The sequence below is a fragment of the Algihabitans sp. genome (genome assembly GCF_965226985.1).
GTDB lineage: Bacteria > Pseudomonadota > Alphaproteobacteria > Kiloniellales > DSM-21159 > Algihabitans.
This window is the reverse complement of sequence record NZ_OZ245712.1, coordinates 4,217,546-4,229,155: the sequence shown is the minus strand read 5'-3', so window position 1 is coordinate 4,229,155 and position 11,610 is coordinate 4,217,546. Positions and strand designations below refer to the sequence as shown.

The 11,610-nt window shown below is 64.9% G+C and carries 14 protein-coding genes; 7 read left to right on the top strand and 7 right to left on the bottom strand.

Annotation, left to right across the window (positions count from 1 at the left end):
- The first annotated feature begins 26 nt into the window (after positions 1–26).
- A complete protein-coding gene (locus ACO054_RS19390) occupies positions 27–977 on the top strand; it encodes a methylated-DNA--[protein]-cysteine S-methyltransferase (protein ID WP_421708232.1) in 951 nt (316 codons plus the stop codon).
- 107 nt (positions 978–1,084) lie between these two features.
- Entirely contained in the window at positions 1,085–1,267 is a 183-nt protein-coding gene (locus ACO054_RS19385) for a hypothetical protein (protein WP_421708231.1), read from the top strand.
- 33 nt (positions 1,268–1,300) lie between these two features.
- Here ACO054_RS19385 and ACO054_RS19380 read toward each other — a convergent pair whose 3' ends face one another.
- Positions 1,301–1,447 carry a DUF3096 domain-containing protein gene (locus ACO054_RS19380; protein WP_421708230.1) on the bottom strand — a complete coding sequence of 49 codons (147 nt, stop codon included), beginning with the start codon at positions 1,445–1,447 and terminating at the stop codon, positions 1,301–1,303.
- 54 nt (positions 1,448–1,501) lie between these two features.
- Between ACO054_RS19380 and ACO054_RS19375 the strand changes: the two genes are divergently transcribed.
- Positions 1,502–2,269: a 2OG-Fe(II) oxygenase gene (locus tag ACO054_RS19375; protein ID WP_421708229.1), complete on the top strand. Its 768-nt coding sequence runs from the start codon at positions 1,502–1,504 to the stop codon at positions 2,267–2,269.
- Positions 2,270–2,278: 9 nt separating this feature from the next.
- On the opposite strand, the gene ACO054_RS19370 is transcribed toward ACO054_RS19375, so the two are convergent.
- Both ACO054_RS19370 and ACO054_RS19365 read right to left on the bottom strand, forming a co-directional pair.
- The gene (locus ACO054_RS19370) at positions 2,279–3,532 is read right to left on the bottom strand and encodes a murein transglycosylase A (protein WP_421708228.1); all 1,254 of its coding nucleotides are present in this window, start codon (positions 3,530–3,532) and stop codon (positions 2,279–2,281) included.
- Between the two features lie 79 nt (positions 3,533–3,611).
- Positions 3,612–4,343: a Tim44/TimA family putative adaptor protein gene (locus tag ACO054_RS19365; protein WP_421708227.1), complete on the bottom strand. Its 732-nt coding sequence runs from the start codon at positions 4,341–4,343 to the stop codon at positions 3,612–3,614.
- Positions 4,344–4,552: 209 nt separating this feature from the next.
- Between ACO054_RS19365 and ACO054_RS19360 the strand changes: the two genes are divergently transcribed.
- Together ACO054_RS19360 and secB are read left to right on the top strand one after the other, a co-directional pair.
- Positions 4,553–5,227 carry an FxsA family protein gene (locus ACO054_RS19360; protein ID WP_421708226.1) on the top strand — a complete coding sequence of 225 codons (675 nt, stop codon included), beginning with the start codon at positions 4,553–4,555 and terminating at the stop codon, positions 5,225–5,227.
- Positions 5,228–5,467: 240 nt separating this feature from the next.
- The gene (gene secB / locus ACO054_RS19355; RefSeq protein ID WP_421708225.1) at positions 5,468–6,013 is read left to right on the top strand and encodes a protein-export chaperone SecB; all 546 of its coding nucleotides are present in this window, start codon (positions 5,468–5,470) and stop codon (positions 6,011–6,013) included.
- Between the two features lie 35 nt (positions 6,014–6,048).
- Here secB and ACO054_RS19350 read toward each other — a convergent pair whose 3' ends face one another.
- The 3 genes from ACO054_RS19350 to ACO054_RS19340 all read right to left on the bottom strand — a co-directional run bounded on the left by ACO054_RS19350 (position 6,049) and on the right by ACO054_RS19340 (position 7,825).
- The gene (locus ACO054_RS19350) at positions 6,049–6,531 is read right to left on the bottom strand and encodes a hypothetical protein (protein ID WP_421708224.1); all 483 of its coding nucleotides are present in this window, start codon (positions 6,529–6,531) and stop codon (positions 6,049–6,051) included.
- A 298-nt stretch (positions 6,532–6,829) separates the two neighbouring features.
- Entirely contained in the window at positions 6,830–7,024 is a 195-nt protein-coding gene (locus tag ACO054_RS19345) for a hypothetical protein (RefSeq protein ID WP_421708223.1), read from the bottom strand.
- Positions 7,025–7,117: 93 nt separating this feature from the next.
- Entirely contained in the window at positions 7,118–7,825 is a 708-nt protein-coding gene (locus tag ACO054_RS19340; RefSeq protein WP_421708222.1) for an NnrU family protein, read from the bottom strand.
- A 215-nt stretch (positions 7,826–8,040) separates the two neighbouring features.
- On the opposite strand from ACO054_RS19340, the gene ACO054_RS19335 reads away from it, so the two are divergent.
- Together ACO054_RS19335 and ACO054_RS19330 are read left to right on the top strand one after the other, a co-directional pair.
- Positions 8,041–8,481, top strand: coding sequence for a DUF3253 domain-containing protein (locus ACO054_RS19335; protein ID WP_421708221.1), 441 nt, complete (start codon positions 8,041–8,043; stop codon positions 8,479–8,481).
- Between the two features lie 143 nt (positions 8,482–8,624).
- Positions 8,625–9,260 carry a hypothetical protein gene (locus ACO054_RS19330; RefSeq protein WP_421708220.1) on the top strand — a complete coding sequence of 212 codons (636 nt, stop codon included), beginning with the start codon at positions 8,625–8,627 and terminating at the stop codon, positions 9,258–9,260.
- Between the two features lie 85 nt (positions 9,261–9,345).
- On the opposite strand, the gene ACO054_RS19325 is transcribed toward ACO054_RS19330, so the two are convergent.
- Positions 9,346–11,334, bottom strand: a complete 1,989-nt coding sequence (locus ACO054_RS19325) for a methyl-accepting chemotaxis protein (RefSeq protein WP_421708219.1) — start codon at positions 11,332–11,334, stop codon at positions 9,346–9,348.
- Positions 11,335–11,610 lie beyond the last annotated feature (276 nt).

Genomic DNA, 11,610 nt, shown 5'->3' with positions numbered 1-11,610 from the left:
CGAACGAGCTAGAGTGGAGCCCTGAGATGGATCAGCAGCTGACGACCCAGCCGGACCTGATGGACTTGAAACAGCCGACCTATCCGCACCCCGACGATACCGCTGCGGCGAAACCCCGCCGTGCGCGTCTGACTCCGGCCCAGCTTCAAGCGGTCGAGCGTGTCTGTCATCTGATCGACGCCGAAAGCGAGGACGACGGCCCGCGCCAGACGCTGGCCAGTCTCGCCGATGCGGTCGGATTGAGCCCCTGGCATCTGCAGCGCCTCTTCAAGAAGGCCCTGGGAGTCAGCCCGCGCGACTATGCCGCCGCCCGCCGGACCGAACGCTTTCGAGCCGAACTGCGCGATCACGGCCGGGTGGCCGAAGCCACCTACGGGGCCGGCTACGGATCCTCGAGCCGGGTCTACGAGAATGCCGACCGAACGCTGGGAATGACCCCGGCGACCTACGCGAAGGGAGGTGCAGGCGCACAGATCGTCTATTCGATCGCCGGCTCCCCGCTCGGCCGGCTGCTTGCCGCCGCCACCGACAGGGGCCTCTGTTTTCTCGCGCTCGGCGACGACGATGCAACGCTGGAGGCCGAACTGCGCGGCGAATTCCCGGCCGCCGACTCCATCGAACGGGACGATCCCGCGATCCAGGACTCCCTTGAGGTCCTGATGGCCTACCTGGCCGGCGCGACGCCGCACCTCGACCTGCCGCTCGACGTTCGCGCCACCGCCTTTCAACGGCGCGTCTGGAACGAGTTGATCGCCATACCCTACGGCGAAACCCGCACCTATCGCGAGATTGCCGAGCTGTTGGGCCGCCCGAACGCCTGGCGCGCCGTCGGCCGCGCCTGTGCGATCAACCCTGTCAGCTTGGTCATTCCCTGCCATCGCGCTCTGCGCGAGGACGGCAATCTCGCCGGCTACCGTTGGGGCGTCACGCGAAAGGCGGAGTTGCTGACCCGCGAAGCCCAGGGCGAATCGCTGTAGGAGCACGAAGGAAACTGGACCGCACAGCCTTGCCGTGAGATTGAGACCGATATTCCGCGTCTTCGACGCGGAGTTCGGAGTCCTTCACGGCAGGGAGTGTTCTGTTGATGCGTCCAGTCTTGATCGGTGGTCTCGCCGCCGCCGCCATCGTCGCAGCATTCGTGATCGGTCTGCTTGTGGCCGAAGAAGACAAGGGTCCGCTCGAACGGGCCGGCGAACGCATCGACGAGGCGGTCGAGGGTGCGGCGGAGGAGCTGGAACGGGGCGCAGAAGAGCTGCAGCGCCAATAGAGCCCCGATTCGCAGCTCCAGCTCCGGCCGGCTTCACCCGATGTGCGGGAGGAGGCCGAGTACCCCGATCAGCACCAGGTAGATGCCGACGACGTAGTTCAGAATGCGCGGCACGAGCAACACGGTCACACCGGCCGCAAGCGCGATCAGGGGCTGGAGGAGCTGCATGGAGATGTACATCTACGGTCGCGGCCTTTCATCGCTGAAATCGGGAACAGAGTCAGGGGGTTCGTCATGACCGCTGTCGCGAGTCGGGCGCAAGCCGCAGATCGGGACGCCGTCGCCTCCGGACCGATCGATTGGGCCGCAATCGATTGGACGGCCGTGGAAAACGATTTGAACGCTTGGGGGGCCGCCCGCCTGCCGAACCTGCTGAATCAGGGGACCTGCAGGGACCTCGCCGCGCTCTACGATCGGCCGGAGCTGTTTCGCAGCCGCATCGTCATGCGCCGTCACGGCTTCGGCGAGGGAGAGTACCAGTACTTCGCCTATCCGCTGCCGCCGCTGATCGCGGAGCTGAGACGCACCGCCTACCCGCCTCTCGCAAGCATCGCCAATCGTTGGCGCGACCGGCTCGGCGAGCCGGCCTTGCCCGAAGATCTCGAGAGCTACCTCGCCGACTGCCATGCCGCGGGGCAAGTCCGTCCGACACCGCTGCTACTGAAGTACCAAGCGGGCGACTATAACCGCCTGCACCAGGACCTTTACGGCGCTGTCCATTTTCCTTTGCAGATGGCCATCTTGCTGAGCCAACCGGGACCGGAAGCAGATGGCGGCGATTTCGAGGGCGGCACCTTCCTGCTAACCGAACAGCGCCCGCGCAGCCAATCCCGAGCCGAGGTCGTGCCATTGGCCCAGGGCGATGCCGTGATCTTCCCGGTGCGCGACCGCCCAGCCGAGGGTCAGCGCGGCCCCTACCGTCTAACCCTGCGTCACGGCGTCAGCCGCCTCACCCGCGGCCAGCGACTGACCCTCGGCATCATTTTCCACGACGCGGCGTAGAACGCGCCTCTAGCCTGTGACCTCGCGACGTTCGGCCACCGTTCTGGGCAGCAGCAGCCAGTAGCGGCCGCGCTCCGCCATGCGGCCGGCTTCGTCGAGGGCGGCTTCGCCCGTGCCCCAGTAGAAGTCGCCGCGCACGGCGCCGACGATGGCACTGCCGGTGTCCTGTGCGACCATCAGCCGGCGCAAGGGCGTTTCGTCCGGTCCCGGCCGCGTGGTGGAAAGCCATATCGGTGCCCCAAGCGGCAGCAACCGCGGGTCGATCGCGAGCGAGCGCTCCGGCGTCAGGGGTACGCCAAGCGCTCCGATCGGCCCTTCTCCCTCGATCCGGCGGAAGAAGATATAGCGCGGGTTCTCGCGCATGATGTCGGTGGCGGCCTCGGGATTGGCCTTCAGCCAGGCGCGGAGATGCTGCATCGAGCCCTTGCCGGGCTCGACCAGGCCACGGTCGAGCATGACCCGGCCGATCCCCACAAAGGGCAAGCCGTTCGAACCGGCGAATCCGATGCGCAGCCTGCTGCCGTCCGGCAAGCTGGCGCGCCCGGAGCCCTGGATCTGCAGGATGTGGAGATCGACGGGGTCCTTGGCCCAGAGCAAGGGCTCCGCCAGGCCCTCCAGCCGACCGGTCTCGATCGCCGCCCGGTCGTAATAGGGCACCAGACGATTGTCCTCGACCCGGCCGACCAGCCGTTCGGGCGGTAGGTCAGCGCGGAAGTCCTGCAATCGCACGGTCACAAGATCGTCCGGCAGGGCCAGAATTGGGTAGTTGTAACCGTCACCGGACTGCTCGCTGGCGGCCAGTTCGGCTTCGTAGTAGCCCGTAAAGAGCCCCTCGTCCGGCGTATCGTCGCCGGGGGCACTGACGGCGAAGGGACGAAACCACTCCTCGAAGAAGGTGGCCGCATAGCCGGCGTCGACCAGTATGAGGGCCTCACAGGGTCCCCGCCAGTCCGCCACGGTGCCTGCCAGCCCCCCGGGCCCGACAGCCAGATCGTCATCCCGCCGCAGCAGCCTCTCGCAGGACCTCTGCATGGCGGGCAGGGCTTCCGCATGGGCATCGTCGGTCCAACCGGGGAGATCGGCGAAGTCGACCGGCTCGAAAAGAACCGGCGGCGCTTCGGGAAGAGCCCCGCTCGGAGCCTCCGGGGGCGCCTCAGGCGGCGCTTCCGCCTGCTCCTCGACGTCATTGTCGGTGCAACCGCCCAGGGTCAAAGCGAGCGCCAGACCGCTCAGCAACAGGGCGATCGAGCGGGGAAACGGCATTTGGACAGGAAACCTCGTAGCGGAGCGCTGTGTTGTGTAACTGGGCGAGTCGCACGCTGTGCCGGAGCGTAGCTCGGCCTCAGTTCGGAGCGGCTGTCGCGACCAGGTTCCAGTTCGGATCGCGGCTGCGGGTATTCCGGGCGAAGGTCCAGATATCGGTGATGGTCTCGACCTCGCTGGGGTCGCCGTCCACAACCCGACCCTCATCGTCGTAGGTCACGTTCACCTGTTCGGAAACGAACTTCACGGTCACGAAAGCGGTTGTCCCACGTAGATCCGCGTCGATGATGTCGGCCGATTTGACCCCCACCAGAGTGGTTTCCAGCCGCTCGCCGGCCTGCTGACGCTGTTCGACGGCGCCGGCGAAATCGCCGTAGACGTCGTCGGCCAGCAGCGGCCTGAGGGTCTGAACGTCGCCCTGAGCGAAAGCACCGACCACCATCTCGAAGGCGGCACGTCCGCCCTCGAGGAACTGATCCGGATCGAAGTCGCGGTCGGCCAGCTTGATCTGGGTCAGACCGGCGCCGCCGGGCCGTTCGGCGAAATCGGCAGGGACGTCCGGCGCCGACGAGTCGGATCGCGAAGTATCGGGCCGACCGTCGGGCAGGTGGACCACCTTGTCCTCCTCCCCGCCGTCCTGCCCCGCGCGCGCTTGCTCTTCGCGCTGGCGTCGCAGCTGTTCCTGATGAAAGGGGTCGTATTCCCGACCGCCTTGGTGGCCGGTGCGTTTACCAAGCACGCTGCGCAGGCGCAGCACCAGGAACGCGGCAATCGCGCCGAGGATGATAATGTCGAGGAGACCTGTGCCCATAAGGCTCGTCCGTGCGTCTCGAGGGGTCGGATCTGGCGGACAGTGACGTGTTTGTCGTGACGTATTTGTTCAGACTGAACGATTGCGCCCAATCTACGGGCCTGCCCCCAGCTCTGTAAGTGGCTTCCGCGTCGCATGGCGAAGCGGAGGCCTTGCCTGGAAGCAGCCTCGCTCCCACTACATAGGAGAGCCTCGAAGAAAGGGCAAGAATGGGTCTGTTGCTCCTGGCGGCCTTCATCGCCGTCCCGTTGATCGAAATCGCAGTTTTCATCCAGATTGGCGGCCTCATCGGTCTCTGGTCTACCCTAGCCGTCGTCGTGCTGACGGCGGTCCTTGGCACCTGGCTGCTGCGCCTCCAGGGTATCGCGACCCTGAATCGGGCACGCCAACAGCTGAATCAAGGCGCTATGCCGACGAACGAGCTGTTCGACGGACTCTGTCTGGTCTTCGCCGGAGCGCTGCTTCTTACCCCGGGTTTCGTGACGGACGGCGTCGGATTGGCGCTTTTCGTTCCCGCCGTCCGCGCCAGCCTGCGAGGTTTGGCGGCGCGTCACCTGAAGACACATGCCGCGAGCGGGATCTATGTCAGTCCCGGCGTCGGCCCCGGCGTCGGTCCCGGCCAGGGACCTGGCAATCCGGGAGATCCGGGCCGCTCCGGTCACGCAGGTCCGCACCGCGATGCGGGCGTCGAGCCGCCCCCGCACCCCGGTCGTGGCTGGGGGGCTTCCGCAAAGGGCGGCAAGACGATCGACGGAGAGTTCCGCGACCTGACCGATGGTCCGGACGGATCGGACTCTGCTCCGTCGGACGGACAACCTCCCGCCTCCAGCCAACCGGACAGGGATACCGACAAGGATCCGACCGACACCTCTAGGGGTACATAGCGAGGCGGACCGAGGGACGGACGGCGCTCCTGAGTTCAACGCGCCCGTTTAAGCCCGTTTAGACGGTGATGGACCCGCCGGCCGCTTGTTCGAAGCCGGCCACCGTGGTAGCTCCGCGACCGAAATTCATCGCCGTGCCTCTTCGGCACGAAGAGCGTGCGAACTTTGAGACCTTCATCCCTGATCTGCCGGAGCGGCACCTCCGTCCGCCCGGACCCATGCGGAGAGAGACCGGAGACCATGAGCGATAGCGAGACCGGACAGCAGCCGACCCAGAAGCCCGACGGACAGGGAGGCGGCCTCCAAGACAGCCTGCTCACCGTCCATACCCAATACGTGCGCGATCTCTCCTTCGAAAATCCGAACGCTCCGCAAATCTATGCGCAGATGAAGACCAGCCCGAAGGTCGACCTTCGGATTGAGATGCCGATGCGGGCGGTTCAGGAAAGACTCCACGAACTGGGCCTGAAGCTCACACTGAACGCGACGCTAGAAGGGCAAACCTGCTTCATCATCGAGTTGGACTACGCGGGACTGATGACAGTCGGCAACCATGTCCCGCAGGAGGAAATCGAAGCCGTCCTGGCGATCGACGGCGCGCGGTTGCTTTTCCCCTTCGCCCGTCGTGTGATTTCCGATGTGGTGCGCGACGGAGGCTTTCCTCCGGTGATGATCGGCGGCCTTGATTTCGCAAAGCTCTATCATCAGCGGCGCCAGCAGCAGGCCGGAGGAGCGCCCACGACCGAGACGACTCCGGCGGCAACACCCCCCGGCAGCACGGCGTAAGCTGAGGGTCGCTTCGACCCGCCACGGCTCAAGGCTCACTGCGTGAGCTCGGAAAACCGCTGCTCCGCCACCTCTGCCATGACCGGCAGACCGGCCGCAGCAAAGGCCTCTTGAGCCGCCTGGAAGGCGCTGGCGGACTCGCGCGTCTGGCCGAGCAGATCCAGGACTTCGCCGCGATGAAGCTCAACGTGACCGAGCAGATCCGGCCGTGGCTCCGTCATTGAGCGCAAGAGGCGACCGGCAGAGGTGTAAAGCCGAAGCGCCTCCTCCGCTGCCCCTGCTGCACCGTCCAGCTCTGCCAGAGTGCGCTCGGCATCCGCTAACATGGCTTCGGCTTTCGCACGACTCAGCGGATCGGCATCGGCAGGGAGAACCGCCAGTGCCGCCCTGCGCTCGACGACGATCCGGTCGAGCGCAGAAGGATCGGCATCCGCTGCGAGGTCGGTGTCAGGGGACGCCTGCTCCGGCGCGCGGGCGATAAGCAAACCGAGAGCGGCCACTAGCAGTGCTGAGCACAAAAGCGCCCGCCTGCCCCAAGCCAAGAATCGAAGTTTCATCGTAGGGAGATGGCGTTTGGCGGGGTCCGAGACCAGTCAGGACGTCCTCGAAAGAGGCGGGCCCGTTCAATGGCTGCCGAAGGGAACGCCGGCCCTCGACCCGGCTCCCGGAAGTTGGCACTCTCGAAACGGACGGAAGAGGCAGCCGCATGTCCGAACATGCGAGAGAAGATAGCCGACCGACTTGGCACTGGTCCCTTGCCACGACCGAGCCCATTCCGGAACCGGTTCCCAAGCTCGGTCGAGCTCGTTTGATCTCTCAGGAGGGAGCCTCGAACTCTTCTACGTCGACTTCTCCGTTGGGGTCGGATTCGACCCGCTCGGCAACCATCTCGAAGGTGCGGGCATTCTGATCCATCTCAGCCTTGAGCTGAGCATTCTGTTCGCCGACGTTGCGGAAAAACTCGGCAGCGCCACGCATCAGATGCGCAGCCAGTTGGGCGTGAGTGGCCATCCGGCACCTCCCGTGAGAGACAAATAGAGTATTTTTCGGAAGAGCTGAGACGCTAGCACGCAGTACGCTGGGCCGTCACCCCCGAAGCGATAGCTACATCAGAGCCGGCGGAAAGGGGCTGACGCCGAAGAAGACGGTATGGCCCCCGAGGAAGACAGCGTAGAGCAGCAGCCCCAACAGCGGACGCCACCAGCCGAGCCCGGACCAATCCATCTCGGTCCGTCTCGACAGCAGGGCCGCAAAGGGAATAGCCGAACTTCTGATCTTGGTCGGTCCCCAGGCGGCACCGAGAGTCGCTTCACGGCGCGCGTCGATATGCTGCATGCCGCCAAGGGTCAACACCAGGAAACCGCCCATGAAGATGACGCTGGCCGCATCGCCGTTAACTAACAGGTGGCAGATCGCCCAGATCGCGACGCCCCAAAGTGCCGGGTGACGGGTCACGCGCAGGATTCCCGGCAAGGGAACCCGCGGCATGTCGAGCAGCGCCTCGCCGCCGATCGCGGTCGGACTGCGTGTGGTCATACCGCAGACCACCAGCACGAAGGCGATCGGCATGGCCAGAAGGGCAACCCAACGCAAGGCCATCACTTCCGGCCAGACTTCCACGTAAGGCGCGGCACCGTAGGCTATCAGCATCCAGATCATGCTGCCGCCGGCCACCAGAGCGTAGAGACCACGGAAACCGCCGGCCCCGAGACGTTCGATAATCCAGGCGCGAACCGGGAGGCTTGACAGGAAGAAGTGCCCCCCGACGAAGATCACCGTGGCGGCGAGTAGTGCATTGATCCCATCCAGCATGGGCCGCAGTCTACTTGGGCACCTGGAATTGCGTCCAGACCGGATTGCGATGCTTTGCACCTGATACTGGAGTCCGGCAATCGCATGAATTGGATTTTAGATCAGCTGCTTAAGCCACCATGTCACGCTGCGCACCCGGCGTCCGAGCACAACTAGCGCGGGCTCGCTCCAGCCACGGCATGACAGGCCCTCGCCACCGTGATACCACCGGCTTTATGACCGAGAACAAGCGAGAACTGGACCCCGTGGCGCAGACCGTGCTGACCCTCGTGGCGGCACGGGGCATGGGTCAGTCGATCTGCCCGAGTGAGGCGGCGAGGGCCTTTGCCGAGCCCCGACGGAAGAAGAACGATCCAACGGACCTCTGGCGGCGCTACCTGCCGGCCGTGCGGCAACAGGCACTGCATCTCGCACGTCAGGGGCGCATCGACATCCTGCGCCGGGGCGCTCGCCAGGATCCCGGCAAACCCATCAAGGGCGTGGTTCGATTGACCCTGCCTGGCTGGGCACCCGACGCGGCCGTGAAGACACCAAACGACGACCCCTCACACGAAGAGGAGGGGCAAGAGCCGAGGGCAAGCCGCTCGCCCGAGCAGCCGACCGACACGCAGGTGGCGAGCCAGGAGAAGAACGGCGAGGAGGAGACAGGCCGCTGAGCCCGCTGCTTGGACCGCTGCTGAACGGTGGCGCCCCCGGCGGTCTCGACTTCCTCGGCCGCCTGATTTCCGGCCGCGAACTGCTGGCCGGAGCCGCAGCTCTTGGTGCAGAGCTTGCGCGGACCGCTCCCGCCAGTGGGCGCGTGCTGCTTTTCCTTCCGAACACGCCACTCTGGCCCCGTCTGCTCTTCGCCGTCCTGGCAGCCGGACGACAGCCGCTGCTCGTCGATCCGCGCAGCCCGCTTGAGGAGTTGGAGGCGCTGATGACAGCTCGACCGCCGAGCCTGATCGTCACCATCGATATCGGTCGGGTCCTGGACAAGCTGTTGCGCCTTCTGCCGCTTGTGCCGCAGGCCGAAGTTCGAGTCGCCCGCTTCGCAGCCGAACTCCCGTTTCCTCGGAATCTCCTATTTCCTCTGCTGCGCGGCGGAGGCTTGGCTAATCTGCCGGATGATCCGCGTTTCTCGCGCTTGAACGAGGGTATGGCAGCAGTACCGGCCGGTTTCTCCGAAGCGAATCTCACCTGGTCAGGCCCCCTGACCCTTCCGAGCGGCGAGACAAGCCAAGAGGATCTGGCCGCCGGCAGCGCGCAACTGAAAGCTGAGACAAAGGCAAAGGAGCGATGGCTGCTGACAGTGCCCTTCGCGAGCCGAACTGGCCTGACCTCCCTCCTGGCTGCACTGGAGACGGGGCAGACTCTCGTGGTCACCCCGCGTCTCGATCAAGGAAGTCTGGACAAATTGGAGCGCACTGGCCGCATCGACCGGCGGATCAGCTGACCGCGTCGTCCGGTGAGCCGCTTTCTGCGCATCTCTAGCTTTGATATGGAGTGCGCCCGGTAACCCTCTAGGGGGCGACTGTGCTCTAAGCCGCCTTTACGCTCTTCAGGAAGCTGTCGACTTCGCTGCGCAAGCCGTCGGTCTGACGGCCCAGTTCCTCCACGGCGGACAGCACCTGACCGGCCACTTGACTGGTTTCGTCGGCACTGCCGTTGACGTCAGCGAGGGTCCGGGTCACCTCGCCCGTCCCACTCGCCGCTTCCTGAACGTTACGGGCAATCTCGTCAGTGGCCGCCGTTTGCTCCTCCACCGCCGCTGAAATCGACCCAGCGATTCCCGAGAGCTCCTCAACCGTCTTGGCGATCACTTCGATCGCTTCGACCGCACCGCCGGTCGCTCCCTGGATCTCAGCAATCTGCTGACCGATCTCCTCGGTCGCCTTGGTCGTCTGAGTCGCCAGGCTTTTCACTTCGCTCGCCACGACGGCAAAGCCTTTGCCTGCTTCACCCGCGCGCGCCGCTTCGATCGTCGCGTTCAAAGCCAGCAGATTCGTCTGCTCCGCGATGTCGGAGATCAAGTTCACGACCTCGCCGATCCGTTCCGCGGACCGGGCCAGACGATGGACCGTTTCTTGAGTTTCGGTTGCCTGGCCGACCGCCTCGCGAGAGCTCTTGGCAGACTGCTGGACCTGCCGCGAGATCTCCGAGATCGAGCCACTCAGTTGCTCAGCGGCAGAGGCGACAGTCTGAACGTTGGACGAGGTCTGGGTGGAGGCGCTGGACGCAGACGTCGCTCGCCCGCGCGTCTCTTCTGCGATCGAAGACATCGATTGTGCCGTCGCGTTCATCTCCTCGGCGGCATTGGAGACACCCTGCAGCACCTCCTTGACCGCGGTGTCGAACGCGGTCGTGAGACCGTCGATGCGCTTTGTTCGGGCGATCTGCGTTTCCTGCGCCGCGGCGCGCTCTGCCGACAGACGCTCAGCCTCGATCATCGAGTCCTTAAAGACCTGCACGGCCTGCGCCATCTGCCCGACCTCATCGCGCCTACCGATCGCGGGAATGCTGGCTGCCATATCTCCATCGGCCAAGCGTCCCATCGCGGTCGTCATGCCGCGGATCGGCTTGGCGACGCTGCGGGTCAACCAGAAGCCGGCGAGCAGGGCCACGAAGGCGGCGAAGGCAATCGCAAGAGGAATGGTGAGAAAAACTCCGCGTCGTTCCGAAGCCAAACCCTCCCGACTGGCGGCTTCGACTGCGTCGGCGGCGGCAAGCATCTCCGCAGTGCGCAGTTCCAAAGCATCCAAGTCCGGCCCGAAGAAGCGGTCTGCCGCGGCCCGCTCCGTTTCGTAGACCTCGGAGACTTCCTGTAACGCCGCCGCTATGATCTCCAGACGTTCTACGACTCCACTAGCGAGACCGCGCGGTCGCAGCGGCTCGCTTTGCCCCTGTGCCTGCCGAATCTCCAATCGGGCGCGGTCCAGATCGGCTTGCTGGAATTCCTCCAGGTAGCGGGCGGCATAGTCTCGCGCGAGTAGCAGATGCATGGCGGCTGTCGAGGCCCGCACGGCGATCTCGGCGCGACCGGCCTGCAGGGCCTGATCGGAGAAAGCGGCAAGGGCTCGGCGCGCCTCCGTTCCAGGAGTGCGGATGCGCTCGGCAACGAGCAGGTTCCGGCTCGCCCGCAAGTCCGCCAGACTGACGAAGGACGTTCTGAGAGATGTGATCTGCTTGCTTGTCGCCTTGACAGCGTCGCCGTATCCGCCGTTTCCGTGTTCGATCGCCGCAGCCAGACTTGTCTGAATCTCGTCGTAGAGGCCGAGCGTCATCTGCAAACGTTCATCAGTATCGCGCGCGACGTACTCGCGGGCGGCACCCACGAAGGCCAGGACGTCACGTCGAAGCTTGTCCGTTGTCATCGCCTGTTGGGTGGCGTCCTCGTAGCTGCGAAAGCTTGCGTCGATACGATCCAGACTCCAGAGGGACTTGGCGCCGAGAAGCATGACGATGATCAGGATGCAGGTCAGGGCGGCTGCGAGCTTGAGACCGACCCGCAGATCTTGCAGCTTCGACATAGTGAGTCCCGAAAAGTGAGGGGAGGCAGGTAAAATCAGGTCGAGAGAAGACAAAGTTACCGTGATCGCCGCGCAAGCGCGGCACGCTCCGCAGGCTGCAGCCCCACAAATCAGCGCTGTCTCAGCATCGGATATGTTTCTGAAGCGGCAGTTAATGCGAGAAAAAATCTACAGCCGAACCACTTTTGGTCAAAAATTGTGCAGAAGTTAACTGGATCTGCATCGCCGCAATCAAGCGGCGAGACCATTCGGTTGATCACGCTCGAAACCTATGAC